Here is a 24,567-nt window from a genome sequence, read left to right as displayed (position 1 = left end):
CTGTCAGGGCAGGTGGAGCAGGGCGGGGGCGTGGTGACGGGTGGCGAAGTCGTGCAGGCGGGCACGGGTCGCCGCGGCCGCGGGTGGGTCGGTCTCGGCCAGCGGGCCGACAGCCAACGCCAGCGTGATGACCTCGTCGGTCACGTCGGTCATCCGGGCGTAGCTCGCCGCCGCCGAACGCAGCAGGCTCGCCGCCGTCGAGGCGTCCCCGGCGTGCCGGGCCAGCGTGGCGTCGGCGACCTGACCGGCGGCCCGAGCCCACGGGGTCGTCCGGGGCGCCCGGTCGAGCAACTGCCGGACCAGCCGGGCCGCGTCCGCGCCGAGCACCCCGGCGACGTGCCCGACGGCCGGCACCCACTCCGCGAACGGAATCATCCGGGTGCGTCGCCAGTCCTCGTCCAGCTCGGTGAGCAGCGCCATCGCCTCGTCCCGGCGGCCCTGCACCGCCCGGCACAGCGCGGCGTGCGCCAGGGTGGAGCGCAGCACCCGGTGGAATCCGCTGCGCCGCGCCGCGAGCAGCGCCTGCTCGACCAGATCCCCGGCCGTTCCGTCCGGCCCCGCGGTTCCGTCCGGCCCCGCAGGTGGCACCGGCTCGGCTCCGGCCAGCCCGCGCATCCAACCCGAGACCGCCACGATGTGCAGATCCCACTCGGCGGTCGGCCGTCGGGCCGACTCCGCCGCCATGGCCAGCGCCGCCGTCCAGTCACCCGCGTAGTACGAGCGCGCCCACTGGTCCTCGAAGCTGGTGGCCAGGCTGTGCTCGCCACCCAGGTCGAGGGTGAGCTGCTCGTCGACCAACCGGGCCGAGCCGGCCAGGTCGCCCTCCTCCTGCAACGCCCAGGCCAGGTTCTGCACCGCCCGGCGCCGACTGGTTAGCCGCTCCACTCGGCAGTGCTCGGTCACCTCCGCCAACTCCGGGAACGCCTCGGCGGAACCGGACAGGTAGCGCGCCACGGCCAGGGTGATCCGCGCATTGGCCTGAACCTCGCGCAGTTGGAGCCGCTCGGCGAGGGACTCCGCCGCCCGCGCCGCGGTGCACGCCGGCTCGGTCTCCGCGTTCAGCATGTGCACCCGGGCCAACTCCAGCAGAGCGCCCGCCTTCTCCTGACTGTCCGGTAGGTCGCCGTAGATGCCGATCGCCTGGTCCAGGCAGTGCAGCGTCGTCGAGCGGTCGGCCCGACTCCACGCGGCGGTGGCGAGCAGCGTCCAGGCGCGGGCTGCCCCCGTCCGGTCGCCGCTGGTGGTGAGCCGCTCGGCCAGCCGGGTCAGGGTGTCCGTGCCCCCCGCCACCAGGAAGGCGTCCCCGTCCCGATAGAACGCAAGCTCGGCGTCGAACAGCTCCAGCGCCGGGTCCGGCCCGACGTCCAGGGCCAGCGCCCGGCCGACCAGCGCGGCGGCGGTGTCCAGCGCGTGCAGCTCGTACGCCCGGCGGGCCGCCCGGTGCAGCGCGGCCCGCGCCGGTGGGGCGTAGGGGGCGGTGTCCAACCCGACGGTCCGGGCGATCTCGTGTGCCGCCCAACGATGGTTGGCCAGCACCTCGGCCAGGTCGTACTGCCGGCCGTCGGTGAGCTGCGCCATCCAGTCGGCGGTGCGTTGGTGGCGCAGCACCCGCTCGGCCCTGGGCAGCCGCTGGTAGCAGACGTCGCGCACCAGGATGTGCCGGAACCGGTACTCGGACTGGCCGGGCATCGTCGACGTGCTCTGCTCGTACACCAGGTCGCGACGTTGCAGGCGGTCCAGCGCGCGCTCCACCCACTCCACCGGCCGCCCCAGCGCCATCGCCACCGGCGCGGCCCAGAACACCACGCCGACCACGGCAGCGGCCTGGAGCACCGCCCGGTCGGCCGGGTCCAGCAGGTCGAGCCGGTTGGCGATGACCGCCTGCACGGTGCGCGGCATCTCCGCGCCGCCGTCGAGGTCGGGGCGGGCAGCCGAACCGACCGCGTCGAGCAGGCCGCCGTCCAACAGCATCCGCGCGTACTCCTGGGCGTAGAGCGGGTTGCCGTCGGCGAACTCGATCAGCGGGGTACGCGAGCTGGAGGGCAGGGTCGCCTGCCCGAGGAGCAGCGAGTAGAGCGTGTCGATGTCGGTGTCGTGCATCGGCGGCACCGAGATGGACATCGCGCCGCTGATCGTGCCGGTCCAGGCCGGGTGCCGTTCCCGCAGGTCGGGCCGGGCGGTCGCGACGACCAGCAGCGGAACCCCGCGCGCTGTCGCGCCCAACTGCTCGACGAAGGCGAGCATCGCCTGGTCCGCCCAGTGCATGTCCTCGAAGACCAGCACGGTCGGGCCGGTGGTCGCCAGGGCGAGCAGGAACCGCCGCCAGGCGGCCTCGGTCTCGCCGGGGGTGAGACGCTCACCGGGTACGCCGATCAGCGGCCCGAGCGCCTCGGCCAGCCGGGTCGCGTGCGGGTCGGCGAGCTGCCCCAGCCGGGACCGCAGCCGCTCGCGCAGCGCGGCCGGGTCGTCGACCTCCGGTACGCCCACCCAGGTCTTCACGATGTCCGACAGTGCGGCCCAGGTGACGTTCTCGCCGAATGGCGGGCACTGCCCGACGAGCCAGGTGATCGGCGGTCCGGGCATGCTGCCGGCGTGCCGGGCCAGCTCGCGCAGCAGCCGGCTCTTGCCCACACCGGCCGGGCCGAACACCGTCACCAACTGGGAGGTCCGCTCGGTCACCATCCGGTGCAGCGCGTTGACCAGCAGGCCGCGCTCGTGCTCCCGGTCCACCATCGGGGTCAGCTCGGCGCCGCGCGGGTCCCGGTGTGGTCGCACCTGGACGGCCAGCCAGATCCGGCTCACCGCGGACCGGCCGCGCAGGGTGACAGGTGGTTGGTCGGCGTACTCCATCTCGTGTCGGGTGGCCGACCAGGTGCTCTCGTCGACGACGACACCGCCCGGCGGGGCGAACCCCTGCAGGCGGGATGCCGTGTTGACCACGTCCCCGGTTACGAAGGCCTGCCCACCGTCGCGGGTGGCGGAGAGGTCGACCAGGGCCTCGCCGGTCGCGATGCCGACCCGGAAACCGAGCGGCGGCTGCGGACCGGCGGGCTGGCGGGCCAGGTTCCGTTGCAGCTCCAGACCGGCGCGGACACACCGCAACGCGTCGTTGTCGGTGGCCACCGGCGCGCCGAACAGGGCCATCGCCGCGTCGCCGATGTACTTCTCGACCACTCCGCCGTACTGGTGCACGATCCGGCGCACCGTGGCGAAGTAGGTCTGCTGCAGACTGCGGGCCTGCTCCGGGTCGGCCCGCTCCGCGTACCTGGTGAAGTCCACGATGTCGACGAAGAGCACGCTGACCTGACGCCGGTCCTCCTGCACCGCGACGACGTGGTCCCGCAGCGGTTGGCCGCAGCTGGTGCAAAAGTTGACCTCGGTGCTGTTGGCGTGCCCGCAGTGCGCACAGTTGACCCCGAGCGGCTGGCCACAACCGCCGCAGAAGCGGTCGTCCGGCCCGGCCGCGCGTGCGCAGTGTCCACACTTGAGGTCGATGTTCAGCTCCGTGTGCGAAAGAGGTCAGTATCGCGGCCAGCCAGCCAAGTCGGGTACCCGACGTGCGGACGGGCAACGTCGTCAATCGGTCGGGGTTAGTGTTCCGTACCAGGAAGTTTCATGTCAGGGAGAGTGCCGTGCAGGTACGACTGTCCGCCTCGTGGACCGATCCGGGTGGCACGCAGTGGGCGCCGGGCGACACGATCGACGTCGATGCGGTCACTCTCGCCGAACTGGAGGAGCAGGGCATGGTGGAAGAGCCTGAGGGTCAGTCGGGCGGGTCGGGGGAGACCACGACCACCTCGTCGAGCACGTCCACGACCGACAAGCCGACCGATCCGAAGAAGATCGGTCCGGGGCCGGGTGCACCGCCGGCCGACAGCAAGGAGAACTGATCGCCCGGGTGCGGCCAGCCGGCCGGTGGTCCGCCGGCCGCACCCGTCGGCGCCTCACCCGTTGGCCGCCGCGAACCTGCCCGGTGTCGGCAGCCGTAGCCCCAGGGCCCGGGTGAGCAGCGCGGCGATCAGCCCCACTGTGGCCAGCACACCCAACCCGGAGATGACCAGCACCCATTGTGGCCCGACCACCGCCAGCAGCGGTGCGCCAGCCGCGTAGGCCAGTGCCTCCGCCGCGTACGGGAACATGTAGACGGTGCCGAACACCACGACCGCGAGCGGCTGGGCCGAACCGGGCGGGCCGGTCGGTCAGCGGTCGGCCATGCCGGCGCGGCGGCGCAGCGCGGCCACGTCGGTCACCACGATCCGGCGGCCCTCGGTGCGCAGCCAGCCACGGCTCGCGAACGAGCCGATGGCCTGGTTGACGCTCTGCCGGGATCCACCGGCCATCTCGGCCAGCTGGCTCTGATTGAGCTCGATCGTGATCATCGGGGCCTGGCTCTCGCCGGCCAACCGGACCAGCGTCTTCGCCACCCGACCGGGCAGGTCGAGGAAGACATGGTCGGCGTTCTGCTCGGTGAGCCGGCGGATCAGCCCGCCCAGTGAGCGCATCACCGCGTCCAGGATGCGTGGGTTGGAGTGCACCAACTCCATGAACGCGCCCCGCGAGAGCGCGAGCGCCGCGCAGTCCTCGATGGCCTCCGCCGAGGCGGACCGGGTGGACGCGTCCAGCAGGGAGACCTCGCCGAGCACGTCCGGTGGACGGATAACCGACAGCACGGCCCGCTCGCCGGTGGGTGCGGTGCGAAACACGGCCACCGCGCCGCGGCGCAGCACGATCAGCGACTCGCCGGGGTCGTTCTCCACGAAGAGCAACTGGCCCTTGCGGTAGGTGCGGGGGACGGCGGCGGCGATGACGCGTTGCCGCACCTCGGGCTCCAGCCCGGCGAACATCTCGACACCCGTGAGCGCGTCACCCGGCTCCGGCAGGCGAACCTCCACGGCCCAACCCCTCCCCCGGTCATGGACCACAACTCGCTCACCGGGCGAACCTGATAGGCCCCGACAAGGTGAACTGACACCGATTCGGCGTCCGGTAGCGGTACACATCAGATCATGACGGTCCGGTCGCTTGCTGTACACCCCTCGAAGCACTTCCGTGACCGTCACGAGCTGCGACGTGCCGTTCACGAGGTGTGGCCGCACCTCGACGGCCTCCGGACGGGCCCCGCCGGGCACGGCCGTGTGGCGGTGGGCGAGGATGCCCGGAATGGTCTACCGCTACTTCTACGACTGCGAGTTCATCGAGGACGGCACGACCGTCGACCTCGTCTCGATCGGTGTCGTCGACGAGTACGGCCGCGAGTTCTACGCGGTCTCCACCGAGTTCGACGACTCCCGCGCCGTGCCCTGGGTTCGACGCAACGTGCTGGACAAGCTGCCCTCCCCGGCGGACCGGGCCTGGCGCTCGCGTGAGCGCATCCGCGACGACCTGTACGACTTCCTGGTCGAGCCGATCCGGGACCGGCCGGGGGAGCAGCTGGAGCTGTGGGCCTGGTTCGCCGCGTACGACCACGTGGTGCTCGCCCAGCTCTGGGGTGCGATGCCGGCGCTGCCCCGGGAGATCCCCCGCTACACCAAGGAGCTACGACAGCTCTGGGACGATCGTGGTCGGCCGCCCCTGCCGGACGCGGACGCGGCGCGGCACGATGCCCTGGTCGATGCCCGGCACAATCTGGCCCGCTGGCGGGCGATGACCGCCCGCTGAGTGATGGCCGTACCGCCGTAGGTTTGACCGGTTCTGTCCCGGGCATCGGTTCGACCAGCCGAGCCGAGGGAGATTGCCATGAGCGACCAGCCGACCAGCGCCGCGGAGGCACGCGCCCGGGTCACCGGCCTGGCCCGGGCCGCGCGGATCTGCATGCTCACCACGATTGCTCTGGACGGACGGCAGGTGAGTCGGCCGATGGGGCTCCAGGAGGCCGAGTTCGACGGCGAGCTGTGGTTCTTCGCCTACGCCGACTCGGCCAAGGTCCGCCAGATCCGGGTGAACCCGGAGGTCAACGTCGCCTTCTCCGACCAGAAGCACAACGCGTGGGTGTCGATCTCCGGCACCGCCACCGAGGGGTTCGACCGGGCCCGGGCCGAGCAGCTGTGGAGCCCACTGCTCAAGGCGTGGTTCCCCGACGGGCTGGACACCCCCGGCCTCACCCTGATCAAGGTGCACGCCAGCTCCGCCGAGTACTGGGACTCGCCGAACAGCACCGTGGTGAACCTGCTCGACTACGCGAAGGCCGCGGTCACCGGCCGGCCGCCGGAGGTCGGCGAGAACCACGAGGTGACCTACTGACCGGGGGCGGGTGACCGGGGCGCGCTGTCGTCGTACCGGCGGGCCGACTACAGTTCGCAATGACGGCCCGCCCCGGGCCGGCAACGGCGCCGATGGTCTGACCTGACACATACCCTGGGGCATATCGGGCTTTACCTGATGCTCCAGGAGGATGAGCGGATCATGCGTATCGGCGTGCTCACCGGCGGCGGCGACTGCCCCGGTCTCAACGCGGTCATCCGGGCGGTGGTCCGCAAGGGCGTCGCCACCTACGGTCACGAGTTCGTGGGCTTCCGGGACGGCTGGAAGGGCCCGCTAGAGGGTCTGTCCCGGCCCCTGGACATCGCCGACGTTCGCGGCATCCTGCCCCGCGGCGGCACCATCCTCGGTTCGTCCCGGACCAACCCGTTCAAGATCGAGAACGGCGTCGAGCGGATCAAGGACAACCTCGCCGCCCAGGGCGTGGACGCGCTGATCGCGATCGGCGGCGAGGACACCCTCGGCGTGGCCACCAAGCTCTACGAGCTGGGCGTGCACGTCGTCGGCGTGCCGAAGACGATCGACAACGACCTCGGCGCCACCGACTACACCTTCGGCTTCGACACCGCGGTCAACATCGCGATGGAGGCCATCGACCGCCTGCACACCACCGCGGAGAGCCACCACCGCACCCTGGTCGTCGAGGTGATGGGCCGGCACGCCGGCTGGATCGCCCTGCACGCCGGCCTGGCCGGCGGCGCCAACGTGATCCTGCTGCCCGAGCGCCAGTTCGACGTCGACCAGGTGGCCGGCTACGTCGAGAAGCGCTTCCAGCACCAGTACGCCCCGATTGTCGTGGTCGCCGAGGGCGCCCAGCCGCTCGACGGCCAGATGGTCCTCGCCAACCAGGAGCTCGACTCGTTCGGCCACGTCCGCCTCGGCGGCATCGGCCAGTGGCTCGCCGAGCAGCTGGAGGCCAAGACCGGCAAGGAGGCCCGCACCGTGGTGCTGGGCCACATCCAGCGCGGTGGCACCCCGACCGCCTTCGACCGGGTGCTCGCCACCCGCCTGGGCCTGCAGGCCATCGACGCCGTCAACGACGGCGACTGGGGCAAGATGGTCGCGATGCAGAGCACCGACATCGTCCGGGTGCCCCTCGCGGAGGCCACCCGCGAGCTGAAGACCGTGCCGCTGGAGCGGTACGCCGAGGCTGAGGTCTTCTTCGGCAGCTGATCGATCGTCGGCGGCGCGGCGGGCCTGCGGGTCCGCCGCGCCGCGACCCGATGCGAGGGGGTACGGGCCGACATGTCAGCCGGGGTGCACACGGTCGCGGTGATCGGCGCGGGCAAGATCGGTGAGTTGATGCTCTCCGGGCTGCTGCGCTCGGGATGGCCGGTGGACCGGCTGCTGGCCACCGCCCGCCGGCCCGCTCGCGCCGAGGAGTTGACCGCCCGCTACGGCGTACGGGTGGTCGACAACCTGACAGCGGTGGACGAGGCGGCGGTGCTCGCGGTCTCGGTGAAGCCGCAGGACGCCGCCGCACTGCTCGACGAGATCGGCCCCAAGGTGCCGGCCGACAAGCTCGTCATCTCGCTCTGCGCCGGGCTGCCCACCAGCTTCTTCAGCCGCCGGTTGCCCGACGGCACCCCGGTGGTGCGGGTGATGACCAACACCCCGGCGCTTGTCGACGAGGCGATGACCGCGATCTCCGCAGGCGCGTACGCCACCGGGGCGCACCTGACGTTGGCCGAGGAGATGTTCAAGCCGCTCGGCCAGACGATCCGGGTGCCCGAGTCGCAGCAGGACGCGGTCACCGCGCTCTCCGGCTCCGGCCCGGCCTACTTCTACCTGCTGGTCGAAGCCATGATCGACGCGGGGATCCTGCTCGGGCTGCCCCGTCAGGTGGCACACGAGTTGATCGTGCAGACCGCGATCGGGTCGGCGGTGATGCTGCGCGACTCCGGCGAGCACCCGGTCAAGCTGCGCGAGGCGGTCACCTCACCGGCCGGCACCACCATCTCCGCGATCCGTGAGCTGGAGAAGCACGGCGTACGCGCGGCGCTGCTCGCCGCGTTGGAGGCCGCCCGGGATCGCGCCCGCGAGCTGGCGGCACAGGCCGACTGAGCGGTCGGGGCGCGTCGCGGGGCCGTGCGTGCCGCATACTGGCCCGGTGTTCACACTTGCCCAGGCCCGGCACCTGGTGGCCACTCTGCAGCCCCGCGTCGACGAGTTGATCAGGGTCCGGGCCGACCTCGCCGAGTTGCGCGTCGACCTCGCCGACCACGGCGTGAGCGCGCTCGGCGGGCTTGCCGAGGTGAAGGCGCTGGAGGCCCGGCTGCACGCCGTCGTTGACGAGCTGCACCAGCACGACATCCAGGTCAAGGGCATCGCCCCGGTGCTGCTCGACTTTCCCGGCGAGCGGGCCGGCCGCGCCGTGCTCTGGTGCTGGCTGGAGGGCGACTCCGACGTGCGCTGGTACCACCGGGCCGAGTGCGGCTTCGCCGGCCGCCGCCCCCTCTGACACCCCCGGCCCTGGCGCCGGGGCCCGCGCGGCCTGCCGTGCTGATGCGCGCCGCGCCGGGTTGAGGGCTTGATCCACTCGGAATCCTGAAAGTCGCGGCATCCGGGCACGCCGGACACCGCGACTTCCTTAAACCCGAGTTGATCACGCGGCGGGCCGGGACCTCGCGGCGTGGGTCGCGGCGGGCCGGGACCTCGCGGCGTGGGCCCATGCGGGCCGGGTGCGCGGCTCAACCTGCCGCCGACGTCGGCAGGACCGGGCCGCGGGCCTCGGTCACCGCGAACACCACCACGTTGTCGATGTAGTGGCCGCGCCGCCGGTCGAAGTCGCCCCCGCAGGTGACCAGGCGCAACTCCGGCCCGGGCGTCGGACCGTAGACCACTGCCGTCGGAAACTGGTCCTTGCGGGTACGCAGCGACCCGGTCACCCGGAACGACAACCGCTGCCCGTCGCGCCAGACCTCCACCAGGTCACCGGGCCGTAGCTCGCCGAGCCGGGCGAAGACCGCCGGGCCGCGTCGTGAGTCCAGGTGCCCGGCGAGTACGGCCGGGCCGGTGTCACCCGGGGCCGGGCCGCCGCCGTACCAGCCAGCGGTGTGGAAGTCGGTCGGCGGGATCAGCGCGCCGACGCGGTCCAGACCCAGCACGGTGAGCGGTGAGTCGACGCCGATGCGCGGTATGCGTACCCGCGTGGGTGGATTGTGTGACACGGGCGGGGCGGCCGTCGACGGGCAGTCGTCGCCGCAGCCGGGGCGCCAGCTCGCCCCCGGCGGTGGCGGGGCCGTGGTGGCCAGCCCGATCCCGGTGCCGGCGGCCAGGCAGACCGCCGCACCGGCCGCGACCAGCGCGGCCAGCGGTGTCCGACGGTCACGGTGCCGCCGGATCGACGGGTCCGCCCCGGCGCTCACCAGGTGGTGCGCCGCCGCCGACGCCAGAGCACCAGGGCCACCGCGCCTACCGCCGCGGCCAGACCGCCGGCCACCAGGGGGTACGCGTCGAGCTCGGACCCGGCGGTGCCACCGGCGCCGGTGTCCACCCCGCCGGCCGGGACGACGGTGCCGCCCTCGGCGTCGCGGCGCAGCTCGGCGGTGAGCCCGCCCTGCTTCGCGTCGAGCACCAGCAGCGAGTAGACCGCGCCACCGGTGAGCCGCACCTCGGCGTCGGTGCTCGGCCCGCCGGCACCCGTCAGCTTCAGCCGCCACTTGCCCGGCTCGACCTGCTGGTAGTCGGTCGTGGTGGCGAACTGCACCCCGCCGGCAATCATCGGGCCGTCGGCGGCGGCCACATCGAGCACCGGGGTCCGCACCGAGGCCTGCACGACCCGCACCTTGGCGCGCCCGTCGGTGGGGGCGCTGAGATCATCGTTGAGCACCCGCAGGCCGAGGTCGGCGTGCCGACCGACGCCGGCCACCGTGAAGGCGTCGCCGCTGGTCACCGCGACCTCGGTGGTGAGCACCGGGGGGTCGCTGGCCGGGGCGCCGGCCTCGCGCATGGCCACCGCGTACCGGCCCGGAGCGAGTTCGAGGTAGTCGGAGACCACGCCGTAACCGACTCCGGGGAAGACCTGCGGCTTCGCCGCGCCCGGCGCGGCCAGGTAGACGTCCACCGCCGGAGTGTCCGGGGAGAGGTGCGCGAGTCGGACGTATCCAACGGTGTCCGCGCCGGTCGCGGCCTTGGCCGGAACCGGGATGGCGGCGGTGGCGAGGGCGGTGCCGAGCAGGAGCGCGCCGGAGCCGGCCAGTAGCCGGCGGGGCACGGTACGGAGCGTGTGCATGTCGCCTCCGGGGGGCACGTTCGGTGAGCGGGCGGCAACCCAGAGAACAGGGTCCCGTGGACAGGACTGCGACGCAAGTTGCCACAACGGGTGTTTCTTGTTGCCGTCCCGGCTGCTCCGCATCGTGCTGCTGGCGGGCGACGCCCGCTATCGGGCAGCGACGAAGCCGAACAGGTCGGGCACGCCGCCCGGCCCGGCCTCGACGACCCGGACCAGCCGGAGGCCGGCGGCCACGGTCGCGGTGAGCAGATCGGCGAGCGGCACGTGCCAGGCGCCGACCCGGGCGCGGACGCCCTCCGTGTTCCAACTGTCGAAGCTCCGCGCGCGGTCGGCGTAGCGCTCGTCGACGACCACCCGCGGAAACTGACTCCAGTCGGCGAACGCGCCAACGAAACACGGGTGCACACCCACGTGCACGAACCGCCCGCCGGGGCGCAGCACCCGGGCCACCTCGCGTAGCACGGCCGGGTAGTCGGGCAGGTCGGTGCTGGCCAGCACACACATCGCGGCCGGCAGCGACGCGTCGGCGACCGGCAGGGCGACCGCGTCACCCCTGGCCACCGGCAGCCGCCCCCGCGCGTGCCGCAACTGCCCGCCGGACAGGTCCACGCCCACCGGCGTCCAACCCAGACCCGCCGGCACCGAGGCGTGCGCGCCGGTACCACAGCAGATGTCGAGGCAGGGCCCCTCGCCCACGCCGAGCAGGTCCCCCACGGTTACGTGCACCCGCCGCAGATAGTCGCCGCCGCGAAAGATGAAACCCTCGTACCAGTCCGCGTGGGCGTCGTACGCCGGTCTGCTCGCCGTCCCCATTCGCTGAGGCTACGAATCGACACCCATCCCGCGACACCCGTTCTTCCGAGGGCAGACATGGCTGGCCCGGGGCGTTTGCGTTCGCTCACGACCGGCTACTGGGCAGCAATGGTGGCGGAGGCCGGCAGGGGAGACCCGCCGAACGTCCACCGACTGCGCCGAACTGGCACACCCGGTGGCCCGCGTCGTCGACGAGCCGTCGCCCGACCCCACCACCTGACGTGGCCGAAGCCCCGCGTCCGTCGCTGCGGGGCCACGACGACCATCGCGGTCGCCTATTCTCGGGCGATGCGGGATCGCCGGGTGGCGCTGGCGTGGGCGGCCTTCGTCGTCGTCGCGCTGGTGTCCGGTGTGCTCGTCCTGTACCGGCCGGATCGCCTCTCCGACCTGCACATCTACTACGGCGCGCTGTCCGACCTGCGCGCCGGCAGGCCGCTGTACGGATATGTCGCGGAGAACGGCGGTCCGTTCACCTATCCCCCGTTCGCCGCTCTCGTGCTGTGGCCGATAACCGCCGTCAGCGAGGGCGTACTCCAGGGGATCTGGCTGGTGGCGACGTGCGCGGCGGTCGTCGCCATCGCCGGGTCGGTCGGTGTCGCGCTGACCACCCGACACTCCCGGCGCCCGCTCGTCGTGGCGCTGGCGGCCACCGTGCTGATGGTCTCCGCGCCGGTGCAGAGCAATCTACGCTTCGGGCAGGTCAGCATCTTCATCGTGCTGATGGCCCTGCTCGACGGGCTGGGCGTCGTCCCACCCCGACTGCGCGGGACGCTGGTCGGGGTGGCCGCGGCCATCAAGCTCACCCCGCTGCTGTTCGTGGTCTACTTCCTCGCCGTCGGCCGCTACCGTGACGCCGGCCGGTCGGCGGCCACCTTCGTGGCCTGCGCGGGACTCGCCGCGATCGTGCTGCCCGGGGAGAGTTGGGCCTACTGGACCGAGACCGTGCGGCAGACCTCGCGCATCGGCAATCTGTCCTCGTTGGGCAACCAGTCAGTACACGGAATGTTGCTGCGCGTCGGCGTCGACGAGACGGCGCTGCCCCTGCTCTGGGCCGGCATGGTGGCACTGATCTGCGCGGCGGCACTGCTGCGGGCCCGCCAGTTGGCGCGGCAGGGCCGCCCCGGGCACGCCGCCGTGCTGGTCGGCTGCGCCACCGTGGCCGCGTCCCCGGTGTCCTGGACCCACCACCAGGTGTGGCCGGTGCTCGCCGCGATGCTGTTGATCGGCGCGTCCGGCGTCACCCAGCGGGTCGCCGGCGCGGCGCTGCTCGCCGCCACCGTCGTCTCGTTGGGTGCGGTGCTCAGCCCGGTCTCGACGCGGCCGGGGGTGCAGTTCCTCTTCGAGAACGCCCGTGCCGTCGGGGTGTGCCTCCTGTGCCTCGTCGGCTTCGGCGGTGTCGCCGTCGCCGCCCAGCACACGAGCAGACGACCGGCCGCCGGCCGTGCCTGGATGCGGGTGGGCGTCACGGCGACGGTCGCGGTCGCGTTCTTCGCCGTGCAGCCGCTGCCGGCCGGGGCCGACCCCACCTTCAAGGCGTACAGCCTCGACGACGTGGTCAACCCGCGATACTTCTTCGTCTGCCGTGGACCGGCCGAATGCGCCGAATACGCCACCGACGCGCCGGTCACCTTCGGCACCCGTGCCGAGAAGACCAAGGTCCGGGTCAACGGCGTGGTCTCCCCGCAGGTGACCCGCCTGGAGTACTACTCCGCCCCGGGTGGAGCACCCCGGGCCATCCCGCTACTCGCCGCGTACCCGGGTTCGCGAACCTTCTCGTTCCGGTCCGCGACGATGGCCCACGGTCGGCTCGTCGCGTACGCCTCGGACGGGCAGCCGATCGCCAGCTACGACGACGAACTCGCCGCCGCCCTTCACAGGACCACCAAATAGGCGATCGCGGGCAGGGCGGCGGCTGGCCCTGCTCAGCGGGTGGCGGCGGCCAGGGCGTCGCGCAGCTTCGCGGCGTCGCCCGGGGCCGGGTGCTCCCAGTCGGTCGGGCTGGCCGAGTAGAGCGTGCCGTACGCCGGGGTGTCCGGTTGGTAGCGCCACCCCTCGGCCAGCGGGCCGACGTCCACCGCGTCGTAGCCGATCCGGTCCAGGAAGGCGGTCACCTCGGCCTTCGCGGCGGCGTCGTCACCAGCGATCGCGAGGGCGCTGCGGTCGGCGGCGCCGGTCGGGCGGGGGAGCGCCGCCAGGCCCTTGAAGTAGATGTTGTTGAAGACCTTGACCACCCGCGAGTCCGGCAAGCGCCGCTGGAGCAGCTCGCTGCTGGTGATCTCGCCGGAATCCAGCTCCGGGAAGGTGCCGTCGCGCTCCGGGTAGTAGTTGTTGGTGTCGATGACGACCTTGCCGGCCAGCGGTTCCACCGGCACCGCGCGGTACGCCTTCAGCGGCACGCTGACCACCACCAGGTCACCGACCTGCGCCGCGTCCTGCGTGGTGCCGGCGCTGGCGTGCTCGCCCAGGGTCTCCACCAGGTCGGTGAGGGTCTCCGGGCCCCGCGAGTTGCTCAGCACCACGTCGTAGCCGGCGTCGACGGCCAGCCGGGCCACGGTACCGCCGATGTTGCCGCTGCCGATCAGTCCCACAGTTGTCATGCTCGTTCCCAACTCCGTCCACCCGCGCCGCATTCCCGACCTGCCTGGTGGGTTATTCGGTTGTCCGCCGTCGGGCGGCTGCTCCGGCTGCTCGCGACCTCGCCGTACCGGCGGGTGCCTGGTGGCGCCGCGCCCGTCCTGCACAACGTACTGCTCACGCTGGTCACCGACCGGCTCTCCGGTGACGCGCCACTCTCCGGTGACGAGCGGTCCGTGCCGGCCGCCGTGCGGTGCCGGCTCGGCTCGGCTCGGCTCGGCCCGGCCCGGCCCGGCCCGGCCCGGCCCGGCCCCCGCAAGATCGTGCTCGATCCGGGATGTAGTGGCGTCCGAATGTCGGAAGGCCACTACGTCCATGTTCGAGCGTGATCAAGGCGGCGCCACGGAGGGCCCCGGGGCGTCAGGAGGTGGGGAGGGTCTTTTCGATGGCCGCGCGTAGGTCGTCGGAGCCGGGCTCGACAGTGGGGGCGAACCGGGCGGCGACCGAGCCGTCCGGGGCCACCAGGAACTTCTCGAAGTTCCAGCGCACGTCACCGGTGTGCCCGTCGGCGTCCGGGGTGTCCACGAGCGCGGCGTAGAGCGGGTGCCGGTCGGGGCCGTTGACGTCGACCTTCTCGGTCAGCGGGAAGGTGACCCCGTAGTTGACCTGGCAGAAGTCGCTGATCTCGGCGGCGCTGCCCGGCTCCTGCCCGGCGAACTGGTTGCACGGCACGCCGAGCACCACGAGGCCCTGGTCGGCGTAGGAGTCGGCGAGCGTCTGGAGGCCGGCGTACTGCGGGGTGAGGCCGCAGCGGGAGGCCACGTTGACGACCAGCAACGCCTTGCCGCGGTAGCGGGCCAGGTCGGCGGGGCCGCCGTTGAGGGCGTCGATCGGGATGTCGAAGACGGTCATGGGCCGAGGCTACGCGCCAGCCGGGTGCCGACCGGGGGTGGGCGCAGCGTACGCACTCCGTGCACCAGGAGAAATCGAAACATGCGCATCTTGACGAACTGATGACGGCGTGAGTACCGTCTCACCATCTCTTTTGGAAAGTTTCCTAACAGTTCGGGAGACGCCTCATGAAAAGATCGCTCCGCCGGGCCCTCTGGGCCGGTGCCGTGGTCGCCGTGACCGTCGCAGCGGTGCCGGTGACCACCGCGTTCGGCGCCGGCACGGTCACCACCACCTTCACCAAGGCGCAGGACTGGGGGACCGGTCACGAGACGAAGGTGACCATCACCAACGGCTCCAGCGCCACCGTCACCACCTGGCGCATCGAGTTCGACCTGCCGTCGGGTACCACCATCAGCAGCGCGTGGGACGCCGACGTCACCAGCAGCGGCAACCACTACGTCGCCGTCAAGAAGAGCTGGGCCGGCGGCCTCGCCCCCGGCGCCTCGTTCAGCTGGGGTTACAACGGCACCGGCGCGTACAAGGCGCCACTGAACTGCACAGTCAACGGTGCCGCGTGCGGCGGTGGGACCACACCGCCGACCACTACCCCGCCGACCACGACGCCACCCACCACCACCCCGCCCACCACGCCACCGCCGACCACGCCACCGCCCACCACCCCGCCGCCGAACACGGGTGGCAAGAAGGTCGTCGGCTACTTCGCCGAGTGGGGCGTCTACGGGCGCAACTACCACGTCAAGAACATCCAGACCAGCGGGTCGGCCGCCAAGCTGACCCACATCCTGTACGCCTTCGGCAACACCACGGGCGGTCGCTGCGCCATCGGTGACAGCTACGCCGACTACGAGAAGGCGTACACCGCGGCGGACAGCGTGGACGGCGTCGCCGACACCTGGGACCAGCCGCTGCGGGGCAGCTTCAACCAGCTGCGCAAGCTCAAGCAGATGAACCCGCACCTCAAGGTGATCTGGTCGTTCGGTGGCTGGACCTGGTCCGGCGGCTTCACCCAGGCCGCGCAGAACCCGGCCGCGTTCGCCGAGAGCTGCTACAACCTGGTCGAGGACCCGCGCTGGGCGGACGTCTTCGACGGCATCGACGTCGACTGGGAGTACCCCAACGCCTGCGGTCTGAGCTGTGACAGCAGCGGCCCGAACGCGTTCAAGAACGTGATCAGCGCGTTGCGGTCGAGGTTCGGGTCCAGCGCACTCGTCACCGCCGCCATCACCGCGGACGGCAGCAACGGCGGCAAGATCGACGCCACCGACTACGCCGGTGCCATCGGCAACCTCAACTGGCTGATGCCGATGACCTACGACTACTTCGGCGCGTTCGCCGCCCAGGGTCCGACGGCACCGCACTCACCGCTCACCTCGTACACCGGCATCCCGCAACAGGGCTTCAACTCCGACGCGGCGATCCAGAAGCTCAAGAGCAAGGGCGTCCCGGCCAACAAGCTGCTGCTCGGCATCGGCTTCTATGGTCGGGGCTGGACCGGTGTCACCCAGACCGCTCCGGGCGGCAGCGCCACCGGCGCGGCGCCGGGCACCTACGAGGCCGGCATCGAGGACTACAAGGTCCTCAAGAACACCTGCCCGGCCACCGGCACGATCGCCGGCACCGCGTACGCCAAGTGCGGCAGCAACTGGTGGAGCTACGACACCCCGTCGACCATCAACGGCAAGATGACGTACGCGAACAACCAGGGCCTCGGTGGCGCGTTCTTCTGGGAGCTCTCCGGTGACACGAGCAACGGCGAGCTCATCGGCGCCATCAAGGGCGGTCTCGGCTGAGCCGAAGGCCGACGCACCACCCACACGGCGGGAAGGGGCCCGCACCGCCCCTTCCCGCCCGTGACACAGCGGTCCGGTCGACGCCCGGCGTCGACCGGACCGCCGCCGTTGGGCTCGGTCAGCTGAATGTGGCAGACTCGCGGCTCGGCACATCTCGATCTCACCGCCAACGGAGGTGATCATGTACGCGACCCACCGCAGGCTGGCGGCGACCGCCGCCGGGCTGGTGCTGCTGCCGGTCGCCCTGGTCGGCTGCGGGATCGGCGGCGGGGACGAGGACGAGTCCGCCGCCAAGCCGGCCCGAGCCCCCGCCGAGGAGGCCACGACCCGCTCCCGTGAGCGCGTGCAGGCGTACCTCGACGCGATGGCGGCCAAGGACCTCGCCGCCGGCCGCAGTCAGCTCTGCGCTCTGCTCCATGACGGCTTCGACCTGGGCGCCACCAGCCCCAACGGTGACTTCGCCGACCACTTCCAGGTGCCGGAGGCGGCCATCACCGACATCCGGTCCGGTCCGCGCGGGCAGGAAGTCTCGGTGTCGGTCTCGGTCGCGGTCGGCAAGCGCACCGTCACCCGGCCGCTGGTCTTCACCGTCACCCGGGACGGCAGCGACTGGTGCATCGCCGGCGAAGCGCCGGGTGGGTCGGCAGCTCCGACGCCGACCGGCATCGCCCCTACCCGCGCGTCCTGACCAGCGCCCGGCAGATTGATCTCCCATCTGCCGGAACCGTCCCCCTCGCCGCCCGGCCACCCCAACGGTCGCCGTACGCTTTCTCTCATGCGCCATGAGTGGCATCAGCTGAGCCATCCCGCGGTGGGCAGCCCGGGCCTGCAGACCAGCCGACCGACAGTCGACTCCGCCGAGGACGCCGCACTCGGCCTGGACCGATGGCGGGAGCTGCCCCGCGAGCAGGTCCCGCCGTGGTCCGACCCGGCCGCCGTGGCCGCGGTCTGCAAGGTCCTCGACACCGTGCCGTCGGTCGTCGCGCCCTACGAGGTGGACCAGCTCCGGCAGAAGCTCGCCCTGGTCTGCGAGGGCAAGGCGTTCCTGCTGCAGGGCGGTGACTGCGCCGAGACGTTCGTCGACAACACCGAGAGCCACCTGCTGGCCAACGCCCGCACCCTGCTTCAGATGGCGATCGTGCTCACCTACGGCGCGTCGCTGCCGGTGGTCAAGGTCGCCCGGGTCGCCGGGCAGTACACGAAGCCCCGCTCACTGCCGACCGACGCCCGCGGCCTGCCCGCGTACCGCGGCGACATGATCAACTCGCTGGAGGCCGACCCGGCCGCCCGGGTCGCCGACCCCCAGCGCATGATCCGCGCGTACGCCAACTCGGCGGCGGCGATGAACATGCTCCGGGCGTACCTCGCCGGCGGGCTCGCCGACCTGCACGCCGTGCACGACTGGAACAAGGGCTTCGTGAAGAACTCCCCGGCGGGGGAGCGCTACGAGGCCATCGCCCGGGAGATCGACCGGGCGCTGGCCTTCATCCGGGCCTGCGGCATGACCGACGACGAGGCGCTGCGCACCGTCACGCTCTACTGCTCCCACGAGGCCCTCGCCCTGGAGTACGACCGGGCGCTCACCCGGGTCTCCGACCGCCGGGCGTACGGGCTGTCCGGGCACTTCCTCTGGATCGGCGAGCGCACCCGGCAGATCAGCGGGGCGCACATCGACTTCATCTCCCGGATCGCCAACCCGATCGGGGTCAAGCTCGGCCCGACCACGTCCCCGGACGAGGCGATCGAGCTGTGCGAGAAGCTCAACCCGGACAACATCCCCGGCCGGCTCACCCTGATCAGCCGGATGGGCAACCACCGGGTGCGCGACGCTCTGCCGCCGATCGTCGCCAAGGTCACTGCCGCCGGCGCCAAGGTGGTCTGGCAGTGCGACCCGATGCACGGCAACACGCACGAGTCGTCAAACGGCTACAAGACCCGGCACTTCGACCGCATCGTCGACGAGGTGCTCGGCTACTTCGAGGTGCACCGGGGGCTGGACACCCACCCCGGTGGCCTGCACGTCGAGTTGACCGGTGAGGACGTCACCGAATGCCTCGGCGGCGCCCAGGGGATCGAGGATCTCGACCTGCCCGACCGGTACGAAACCGCCTGCGACCCGCGACTGAACACCCAGCAGTCGTTGGAGTTGGCGTTCCTCGTAGCGGAGATGCTCCGTGGCTGAGGGTTGCGAGACCCGCAACCGCAGCCGAAAGGATGACCATGGCTGATTTGTTCGTGGACCTGCGGTCCGACACGGTGACCCGACCCACCGCCGGGATGCGGGAGGCGATGGCCACCGCCGAGGTCGGTGACGACGTGTACGGCGAGGACCCGAGCGTCAACGCGCTGGAGGTCGAGGTCGCCGCGTTGTTCGGGCACGAGGCGGCGCTGTTCGCCCCGAGCGGGTCGATGGCGAACCAGATCGCCCTGCAACTGTTGGTGTCGCCCGGCGACGAGTTGCTCTGCGACGCCGACGCGCACGTGGTCACGTACGAGATCGGCGCCGCGGCCGCGTACGGCGGGATCTCCTCGCGGACCTGGCCCGCGGTGGGCGCGGACATCGACCCGGAGGTGGTGGCCGGGATGATCCGGCCGGACGGCTACTTCGCCGTCACCACCCGCGCGATCGCCGTCGAGCAGACCCACAATCGCGGCGGTGGCGGGGTGATTCCGCTGGCGACCCTGCGGGATCTGCGCGGGGTCGCCGACGAGGCGGGCGTCGCGCTGCACTGTGACGGCGCCCGGATCTGGCACGCGCACGTCGCCGACCGGGTGCCGCTCATCGAGTACGGCCAGCTCTTCGACACGTTGTCGGTGTGCCTCTCCAAGGGTCTCGGCGCGCCGGTCGGTTCGCTCGTGGTGGGCAGCGCGGAGAAGATCGAGCGTGCCCGGCTGATCCGCAAGCGGATGGGCGGTGGCATGCGCCAGGCCGGCATTCTCGCCGCCGCCGGTCGGTACGCGCTGGCGGAGCACATCGACCGGCTGGCCGACGACCACGCGAAGGCGGCCCGGCTCGCCGAGGCGGTCGCGCCGTTCGGGGTGCTGGCCACCACTGTCCGCACCAACCTGGTCGCGCTGGACCTCACCAAGCACACCCTGGACGCGCGGGCCCTGGCCGCCGCGGCGCGGGCCGAGGGCGTACTGATCTCGGTGCTCGGCCCCCGCACCGCCCGCCTGGTCACCCACCTGGGCGTCAGCGACGCGGACATCGACCGCGCCGTCGCAGCCCTACCCCGCATCCTCGCCGCAGCCTGAATCCCCCACCCCAGCGCTCACACCCATGATCACCGGGGCGGGTGAGGGACGCGGGGAGGGTCAGGGGTGGGACAGGCGGGTGAGGGTGCTGATGTCGGCGGCGTGACCCACGTGCTTCTCGCTGGGGGTCTCCACGACGACCGGGACACCAGCGGTCGCCGGGTGGGCCATCAGCTCGGCGAAGGCGGGCTCGCCGATGCTGCCCTTGCCGATGTTCTCGTGCCGGTCCCGGGTGGAGCCGCACAGATCCTTCGAGTCGTTGGCGTGGACCAGCCGCAGCCGGTCCGCACCGACAGTCGCCACCAGGGTGTCCAGGGTCGCCGTCATGCCACCCTCGGCCGCCAGGTCGTGCCCGGCCGCCCAGGCGTGGCAGGTGTCGAAGCAGACCCCGAGCATGGGGTGCCGGTCCACCGCGTCCAGGTAGGGCCCGAGCTGCTCCACCCGGGAGGCCAGTGACCGGCCTCCGCCCGCGCTCGGCTCGACCAGCAACATCGGCCCGCCAGCGTCGGCGGCCCAGTCGAGCAGCGGCAGCAACACCTCGCGGACCTGTCGCATCGCCGCCTCGGCGTGCCCCTCGTCCACCGAACTGCCCGCGTGGAACACCACTCCCCGCGCGCCGATCGCCACGCCCCGACGCAGCGCGTGCGCCAGCGTCTGGGCCGACTTCTCGACAGTGGCCGGGGTGGGCGAGCCCAGGTTGACCAGCAGCGCGGCGTGGATGAACGCGGGAATGCCCCGCTCGGCGCAACCGTCGCGGAACAGGGCGTCCTGCCCCGGATCGCCGTCGGGCAGTGCCCAGCCGCGCGAGTTGGAGACGTAGACCTGCACCACCCGCGCACCGGTCGTGTCGGCGTACGGCAGGGCAGCCTTCGCCAGCCCACCCGAGGTCGGCGTGTGCGTGCCCACCGGCCGCGCGGAGATCGTCGGCATCAGAAGCACGTCAGGGTGACCGGGGTGCCGGGCGCCACCTGCGAATTCTCACCCGGCAGCTGGATCCGGACCACGGCGTTCGGGTTGATCGCGACCGCCACCGGGAAGCCCTGACCCTCCAACGCCTGCTTGGCCTGCTGGCACGGCAGGTCGATCACCCGTGGCATGACGATCAGCGGCGGCCCCTTGCTGACGTCCAGCTTGACCGAGGTGCCCTTCTCCACGCCGGCGCCATCGGCCGGGCTCTGGCCGAGGATCTCGTCCTTCGGCTTGTCGGAGTCCTTGTAGTTCTCCACCAGCACCAGGTTGAGCTGGGCCAGGGTCGTCCGGGCCTCGGTCAGGCTCTTGCCGACCAGGTTCGGCACCGTCACCGGCGCCCTACCCCGGCTCAGAATGAGGGTGACCTTCGCACCTGGTTTGACCTCGGCGCCCACCTTGGGGGAGCTGTCCACCACGACCCCGGCCGGCAGGCTGTCGTCGTAGCGGGCGGTGCCCTTGGCCACCACCAACTTCGCGTTGACCAAGTCCGCCTCGGCCAGCTCGAACTCCTTGCCGATCACGTCCGGTACGGGGAAACGCTCCGGGCCGAGGGAGAGGGTCAGGGTGATCGTGCCACCCTTGACGATCTTGGCAGCGGACGCCGGGCTCTGCCCCAGCACGCTGTCCTTCGGGGTCTTCTCGTCAAAGCGCGGCTCGGCGTACTTGAGGACGAGCCCCGCGCGGTCGGCCTGCGCCTGCGCCTGCGCCTTGGTCAGGCTCACCAGCTGCGGAGCGTCCGTGTAGCGGCCGACGCCGAACCACCAACCCCCGATCGCGGCCACCAGGCCCAGCGTCACCACCACGGCAGCGACGGCCAGCCGGCCACGAGGGTCGCTCAGCACCGTGCTGCGCAGCGCGGCGAGCCGGGCACCCAGGCCCTCCGCCGGCTCCGGGGCGGCCCGACGCCGCCCCGGCCCCTGGCTGCTGGCCCCCTCCGGTAGTCGTGCCCACGACGGGCGGTTGGGCGGCTGGACCGTCGCGACCATCATGGTCGGCTGGGAGAGCGACGGTGCGTCGCTGATCGGGCTGAGTACGGCGGTGTGGCTGTTGGCGTCGCCCAGACGATCCCGGGCAACCTGCACCTCGGCCAGGAGTGCGCCGGCGTCTGCGGGCCGTGCGCCGGGATCACGTCGAGTGGCCCGCTGCACCAGGTCGTCGAGGATCGACGGCAGGCCCGGCACCAGCGTCGAGGGCGCCGGCACGTCCCGGTCGACGTGCTGCCAGGCGACGTCCACCGGGCGGTCCCCGTCGTACGGCACGCGGCCGCTGAGCATCTCGAACAGCACGATGCCGGCCGAGTAGACGTCCGTGCGCGGATCGGCGCGGCCCTCGGTGACCAGCTCCGGGGCGACGTACGCCACGGTCGCCATCAGCTGATTGCCCTGCTCCTCGTCGGCGCTCGCCTCGACCGCCCGGGCCAGCCCGAAGTCGGCCACCTTCACGACGCTGTCGACCAGGTTGGCGACGCCGCCGGTAGGCGCCTCCGCGACCAGCACGTTCTCCGGTTTGACGTCGCGGTGCACGAGCCCGGCCCGGTGCGCGGCGGCGATCGCGGCGAGCATCTGCTCGGTGATGGCCAGCGCCTCGTCCGGGTTGAGTCGGCGTCGCTCGGCCAGCACGTCGCGCAGCGTGCGACCACGGACGTACTCCATCACCAGGTACGGCAGACCGGCGTGCGTGCCCTGGTCGTAGACCGCCACCACGTTCGGGTGGGTCAACCGGGCGATGGTCTTCGCCTCGTCGGTGAACCGGGCCACGAAGTTGGCGATCCGGGCTCGTGCCTCGCTCGCCTGGGTCGGGTGAATGATCTTGACAGCGACGGTGCGCTCAAGGCGTTCGTCGGTGGCGGTGTACACGGTCGCCATGCCACCACGGGCCACGCGACCGCGAATGCGGTAGCGCCCGTCGATAAGCGAGCCCAGCAACGTGTCGGCGACCTGAGTGTCCATCGGCAGGCAGTCTATGTGTCCAGGGGGTGAAGGATGAACAGGATGCTACAGCCGTACGCCGAACCGGCCCGTCCCGCCGCGCTCGTCGCCCCTTATTTGCTGGTCAGCGGCGATCAACAGAGTGGGCGCCGATGGGTCGCCCGGGGTGCCGGTGGCTCGTCGCGGCGATGGCGTGGCAGGGTGGTCGGGTGACCGAACCCGTACCCGACCAGGCCGCGCCCGGCCTGGAGCTCGCCGGACCCACCGACCCGGCCGGCTGGTTGACCCTGCCCGACGTCGCCGAACGCCTCGACGTGTCGATCAGCAAGGTGCACCAGATGATCCGTGACCGGGAGCTGCTGGCGGTCCGCCGCGACGGCGTCCGCCGGATCCCAGCGGACCTGGTTGCCAACCAGACCGTGCTCAAGCACCTGCCCGGCGTGCTCAACCTGCTCGCCGACAACGGCTACGACGACGAGGCTGCCCTGCGCTGGCTCTACGAGCCGGACGACACCCTCCCCGGCGCCACCCCAGCCGCCGCCCTCTCCGGCGACCAGGCCCGCGAGGTAAAACGCCGAGCCCAAGCCCAAGGCTTCTGACCCGCCGCTCGCCCGCCCCCGCCGCCCGCTCCCGCCGCCTCCGCGCCTCCCGTCCCCGTTGATCATGAAGTTATTGCCAGCCCGCTCGGCGTGTCGTGGCAATAACTTCATGATCAACACCGGGGGCCGGGGCCGGGTGGGGCGGGGTTAGTCGGCTCGGCGGGTTGCGGCTATGGCCAGGTCCACCAGGGCTTGGCGGGCCTCGGTGTCGAGGTCGACGGCGGTCAGGGCGGCCAGGGCGGTGTCGGTGAGCGTGACGATCCGCTGCTCGGTGCGGGCCAGTGCCCCACTTCCCGAGATCACCTCGCGGAGCCGGGCCACCCCCTGCTCGTCCAGCTCCGGGTCGCCGAGCCGGCCGAGCAGCAGCTCGCGGCCCGCGTCGTCGGTGGCCTCCACGGCCGCCGCCACCAGGTAGGTGCGCTTGCCCTCGCGCAGATCGTCCCCGGCCGGCTTGCCGGTCAGCGCCGGGTCACCGAAGACCCCCAGCACGTCGTCGCGGAGCTGGAACGCCTCGCCCAACGGCAGCCCGTACGCCGAGTAGGCCGTTCGCACCTCCTCCGGCGCGTCGGCCAGCGCGGCGCCGAGCAGCATCGGACGCTCGACCGTGTACTTCGCGGACTTGTACCGGGCGACCTTGCTGGCCCGTTCCACCGAGGTGTCCCCGGTGACCTGCGTCAACACGTCGAGGTACTGCCCGACGGTGACCTCCGTGCGCATCTCGTCGAAGACCGGCCGGGCCCGGGCCAACGACCACAGGTCCAGTCCGGCGGAGTGCAGCAGCTCGTCGGACCAGACCAGGCAGAGGTCACCGAGCAGGATGGCCGCGGCGTCGCCGAAACCGTCCGGGTCGCCGCCCCAGCCGGCCTCCCGGTGCCGGGTGGCGAAGCGCCGGTGTACCGCCGGCTCGCCGCGACGGGTGTCGGAACGGTCCATCAGGTCGTCGTGGATCAGGGCGCTGGCCTGGACGAACTCCAGCGCGGCCAGGGCGGTGAGCACCTGGTCGCCGTCCACCCCGCCGGCCCCCCGGAACCCCCAGTACGCGAATGCCGGACGCAGCCGCTTGCCGCCGCCGAGCACGAACGCCTCGATCGCCTCGGCCACCGGACCCAGCGCGTCGTCCACGGCGGCGAGCCGGACCCGTTGGCCGGCCAGGAACTCGGTGAGGGCCTTGTCGATCCGCTCCCGCAGGCCGGCGCGGTCGACGGGGGACACGGGAGCAGCGTGGGTCACGC

24 protein-coding genes are annotated in these 24,567 nt (G+C 72.1%); 13 read left to right on the top strand and 11 right to left on the bottom strand.

Annotated elements, in window-relative coordinates:
• Positions 1-3 precede the first annotated feature (3 nt).
• On the bottom strand, positions 4-3,495 hold the full coding sequence (locus ABZU74_RS14905) for an adenylate/guanylate cyclase domain-containing protein (protein WP_355423357.1): 3,492 nt from the start codon (positions 3,493-3,495) through the stop codon (positions 4-6).
• Positions 3,496-3,632: 137 nt separating this feature from the next.
• Between ABZU74_RS14905 and ABZU74_RS14900 the strand changes: the two genes are divergently transcribed.
• Positions 3,633-3,890 (top strand): hypothetical protein, encoded by a 258-nt coding sequence (locus tag ABZU74_RS14900; protein ID WP_355423165.1) that lies wholly within the window; start codon positions 3,633-3,635, stop codon positions 3,888-3,890.
• Positions 3,891-3,944: 54 nt separating this feature from the next.
• Here ABZU74_RS14900 and ABZU74_RS14895 read toward each other — a convergent pair whose 3' ends face one another.
• A complete protein-coding gene (locus tag ABZU74_RS14895; protein WP_355423162.1) occupies positions 3,945-4,160 on the bottom strand; it encodes a hypothetical protein in 216 nt (71 codons plus the stop codon).
• A 39-nt stretch (positions 4,161-4,199) separates the two neighbouring features.
• On the bottom strand, positions 4,200-4,892 hold the full coding sequence (locus ABZU74_RS14890; protein WP_091407574.1) for a Crp/Fnr family transcriptional regulator: 693 nt from the start codon (positions 4,890-4,892) through the stop codon (positions 4,200-4,202).
• A 268-nt stretch (positions 4,893-5,160) separates the two neighbouring features.
• On the opposite strand from ABZU74_RS14890, the gene ABZU74_RS14885 reads away from it, so the two are divergent.
• The 5 genes from ABZU74_RS14885 (at position 5,161) to ABZU74_RS14865 (ending at position 8,719) form a co-directional block, all read left to right on the top strand.
• Positions 5,161-5,658, top strand: coding sequence for a polyadenylate-specific 3'-exoribonuclease AS (locus ABZU74_RS14885; RefSeq protein WP_112582786.1), 498 nt, complete (start codon positions 5,161-5,163; stop codon positions 5,656-5,658).
• Positions 5,659-5,736: 78 nt separating this feature from the next.
• The gene (locus ABZU74_RS14880; protein ID WP_355423159.1) at positions 5,737-6,240 is read left to right on the top strand and encodes a pyridoxamine 5'-phosphate oxidase family protein; all 504 of its coding nucleotides are present in this window, start codon (positions 5,737-5,739) and stop codon (positions 6,238-6,240) included.
• Between the two features lie 162 nt (positions 6,241-6,402).
• On the top strand, positions 6,403-7,431 hold the full coding sequence (locus tag ABZU74_RS14875) for a 6-phosphofructokinase (RefSeq protein ID WP_091408060.1): 1,029 nt from the start codon (positions 6,403-6,405) through the stop codon (positions 7,429-7,431).
• 72 nt (positions 7,432-7,503) lie between these two features.
• A complete protein-coding gene (gene proC / locus ABZU74_RS14870) occupies positions 7,504-8,322 on the top strand; it encodes a pyrroline-5-carboxylate reductase (protein ID WP_238661521.1) in 819 nt (272 codons plus the stop codon).
• Between the two features lie 46 nt (positions 8,323-8,368).
• Complete coding sequence (locus ABZU74_RS14865; RefSeq protein ID WP_091407586.1) at positions 8,369-8,719, top strand: DUF2203 domain-containing protein; 351 nt, start codon at positions 8,369-8,371, stop codon at positions 8,717-8,719.
• 229 nt (positions 8,720-8,948) lie between these two features.
• Here ABZU74_RS14865 and ABZU74_RS14860 read toward each other — a convergent pair whose 3' ends face one another.
• The 3 genes from ABZU74_RS14860 to ABZU74_RS14850 form a co-directional block, all read right to left on the bottom strand.
• Positions 8,949-9,626, bottom strand: coding sequence for a class F sortase (locus ABZU74_RS14860; RefSeq protein ID WP_355423156.1), 678 nt, complete (start codon positions 9,624-9,626; stop codon positions 8,949-8,951).
• Positions 9,623-10,492 (bottom strand): DUF4397 domain-containing protein, encoded by an 870-nt coding sequence (locus ABZU74_RS14855; protein WP_355423153.1) that lies wholly within the window; start codon positions 10,490-10,492, stop codon positions 9,623-9,625. The genes ABZU74_RS14860 and ABZU74_RS14855 overlap by 4 nt, the downstream gene beginning before the upstream one ends.
• Positions 10,493-10,639: 147 nt before the next feature.
• Complete coding sequence (locus ABZU74_RS14850) at positions 10,640-11,305, bottom strand: methyltransferase domain-containing protein (RefSeq protein ID WP_355423150.1); 666 nt, start codon at positions 11,303-11,305, stop codon at positions 10,640-10,642.
• A gap of 288 nt (positions 11,306-11,593) precedes the next feature.
• On the opposite strand from ABZU74_RS14850, the gene ABZU74_RS14845 reads away from it, so the two are divergent.
• On the top strand, positions 11,594-13,195 hold the full coding sequence (locus ABZU74_RS14845) for a glycosyltransferase 87 family protein (RefSeq protein ID WP_355423147.1): 1,602 nt from the start codon (positions 11,594-11,596) through the stop codon (positions 13,193-13,195).
• A gap of 32 nt (positions 13,196-13,227) precedes the next feature.
• On the opposite strand, the gene ABZU74_RS14840 is transcribed toward ABZU74_RS14845, so the two are convergent.
• Positions 13,228-13,902: an NADPH-dependent F420 reductase gene (locus ABZU74_RS14840; protein ID WP_355423144.1), complete on the bottom strand. Its 675-nt coding sequence runs from the start codon at positions 13,900-13,902 to the stop codon at positions 13,228-13,230.
• A 60-nt stretch (positions 13,903-13,962) separates the two neighbouring features.
• On the opposite strand from ABZU74_RS14840, the gene ABZU74_RS14835 reads away from it, so the two are divergent.
• A complete protein-coding gene (locus ABZU74_RS14835; RefSeq protein ID WP_355423141.1) occupies positions 13,963-14,268 on the top strand; it encodes a hypothetical protein in 306 nt (101 codons plus the stop codon).
• Positions 14,269-14,299: 31 nt separating this feature from the next.
• Here the strand turns inward: ABZU74_RS14835 and ABZU74_RS14830 are convergent, their stop codons facing one another.
• Entirely contained in the window at positions 14,300-14,791 is a 492-nt protein-coding gene (locus tag ABZU74_RS14830; protein WP_355423138.1) for a glutathione peroxidase, read from the bottom strand.
• Positions 14,792-14,958: 167 nt separating this feature from the next.
• On the opposite strand from ABZU74_RS14830, the gene ABZU74_RS14825 reads away from it, so the two are divergent.
• From ABZU74_RS14825 to ABZU74_RS14810, 4 genes are all read left to right on the top strand, one after another.
• Positions 14,959-16,584 (top strand): glycosyl hydrolase family 18 protein, encoded by a 1,626-nt coding sequence (locus tag ABZU74_RS14825; RefSeq protein ID WP_355423135.1) that lies wholly within the window; start codon positions 14,959-14,961, stop codon positions 16,582-16,584.
• Between the two features lie 181 nt (positions 16,585-16,765).
• On the top strand, positions 16,766-17,272 hold the full coding sequence (locus tag ABZU74_RS14820) for a hypothetical protein (protein WP_355423133.1): 507 nt from the start codon (positions 16,766-16,768) through the stop codon (positions 17,270-17,272).
• An 87-nt stretch (positions 17,273-17,359) separates the two neighbouring features.
• Positions 17,360-18,766, top strand: coding sequence for a class II 3-deoxy-7-phosphoheptulonate synthase (locus ABZU74_RS14815; RefSeq protein ID WP_112725193.1), 1,407 nt, complete (start codon positions 17,360-17,362; stop codon positions 18,764-18,766).
• Positions 18,767-18,804: 38 nt separating this feature from the next.
• Entirely contained in the window at positions 18,805-19,839 is a 1,035-nt protein-coding gene (locus ABZU74_RS14810) for a GntG family PLP-dependent aldolase (protein WP_355423130.1), read from the top strand.
• 60 nt (positions 19,840-19,899) lie between these two features.
• On the opposite strand, the gene ABZU74_RS14805 is transcribed toward ABZU74_RS14810, so the two are convergent.
• Together ABZU74_RS14805 and pknB are read right to left on the bottom strand one after the other, a co-directional pair.
• Positions 19,900-20,769, bottom strand: a complete 870-nt coding sequence (locus ABZU74_RS14805; RefSeq protein WP_355423127.1) for a deoxyribonuclease IV — start codon at positions 20,767-20,769, stop codon at positions 19,900-19,902.
• Positions 20,769-22,757, bottom strand: a complete 1,989-nt coding sequence (gene pknB / locus ABZU74_RS14800; protein ID WP_355423124.1) for a Stk1 family PASTA domain-containing Ser/Thr kinase — start codon at positions 22,755-22,757, stop codon at positions 20,769-20,771. Before pknB ends, ABZU74_RS14805 begins: the two co-directional genes overlap by 1 nt.
• Before the next feature lie 188 nt (positions 22,758-22,945).
• Here pknB and ABZU74_RS14795 point away from each other — a divergent pair, with 188 nt between their 5' ends.
• Entirely contained in the window at positions 22,946-23,335 is a 390-nt protein-coding gene (locus ABZU74_RS14795) for an Rv2175c family DNA-binding protein (RefSeq protein ID WP_334499306.1), read from the top strand.
• 147 nt (positions 23,336-23,482) lie between these two features.
• Here the strand turns inward: ABZU74_RS14795 and ABZU74_RS14790 are convergent, their stop codons facing one another.
• Complete coding sequence (locus ABZU74_RS14790; RefSeq protein ID WP_355423121.1) at positions 23,483-24,565, bottom strand: polyprenyl synthetase family protein; 1,083 nt, start codon at positions 24,563-24,565, stop codon at positions 23,483-23,485.
• Positions 24,566-24,567 lie beyond the last annotated feature (2 nt).

It is taken from the genome of Micromonospora sp. NPDC005171 (genome assembly GCF_040608575.1).
In the GTDB taxonomy this organism is placed as follows: Bacteria; Actinomycetota; Actinomycetes; order Mycobacteriales; family Micromonosporaceae; genus Micromonospora.
The sequence above is the reverse complement of the archived record's forward strand: the minus strand, read 5'-3'. Positions and strand labels throughout refer to the sequence as shown.

Bases quoted from the DNA above. Each gene is read 5' to 3' on its own strand.
- ABZU74_RS14885 (WP_112582786.1), top strand. From the start codon at position 5,161: ATGGTCTACCGCTACTTCTACGACTGCGAGTTCATCGAGGACGGCACG.
- ABZU74_RS14880 (WP_355423159.1), top strand. From the start codon at position 5,737: ATGAGCGACCAGCCGACCAGCGCCGCGGAGGCACGCGCCCGGGTCACC.
- ABZU74_RS14875 (WP_091408060.1), top strand. From the start codon at position 6,403: ATGCGTATCGGCGTGCTCACCGGCGGCGGCGACTGCCCCGGTCTCAAC.
- proC (WP_238661521.1), top strand. From the start codon at position 7,504: ATGTCAGCCGGGGTGCACACGGTCGCGGTGATCGGCGCGGGCAAGATC.
- ABZU74_RS14855 (WP_355423153.1), bottom strand. From the start codon at position 10,492: ATGCACACGCTCCGTACCGTGCCCCGCCGGCTACTGGCCGGCTCCGGC.
- ABZU74_RS14850 (WP_355423150.1), bottom strand. From the start codon at position 11,305: ATGGGGACGGCGAGCAGACCGGCGTACGACGCCCACGCGGACTGGTAC.
- ABZU74_RS14845 (WP_355423147.1), top strand. From the start codon at position 11,594: ATGCGGGATCGCCGGGTGGCGCTGGCGTGGGCGGCCTTCGTCGTCGTC.
- ABZU74_RS14840 (WP_355423144.1), bottom strand. From the start codon at position 13,902: ATGACAACTGTGGGACTGATCGGCAGCGGCAACATCGGCGGTACCGTG.
- ABZU74_RS14830 (WP_355423138.1), bottom strand. From the start codon at position 14,791: ATGACCGTCTTCGACATCCCGATCGACGCCCTCAACGGCGGCCCCGCC.
- ABZU74_RS14825 (WP_355423135.1), top strand. From the start codon at position 14,959: ATGAAAAGATCGCTCCGCCGGGCCCTCTGGGCCGGTGCCGTGGTCGCC.
- ABZU74_RS14820 (WP_355423133.1), top strand. From the start codon at position 16,766: ATGTACGCGACCCACCGCAGGCTGGCGGCGACCGCCGCCGGGCTGGTG.
- ABZU74_RS14815 (WP_112725193.1), top strand. From the start codon at position 17,360: ATGCGCCATGAGTGGCATCAGCTGAGCCATCCCGCGGTGGGCAGCCCG.
- ABZU74_RS14810 (WP_355423130.1), top strand. From the start codon at position 18,805: ATGGCTGATTTGTTCGTGGACCTGCGGTCCGACACGGTGACCCGACCC.
- ABZU74_RS14805 (WP_355423127.1), bottom strand. From the start codon at position 20,769: ATGCCGACGATCTCCGCGCGGCCGGTGGGCACGCACACGCCGACCTCG.
- pknB (WP_355423124.1), bottom strand. From the start codon at position 22,757: ATGGACACTCAGGTCGCCGACACGTTGCTGGGCTCGCTTATCGACGGG.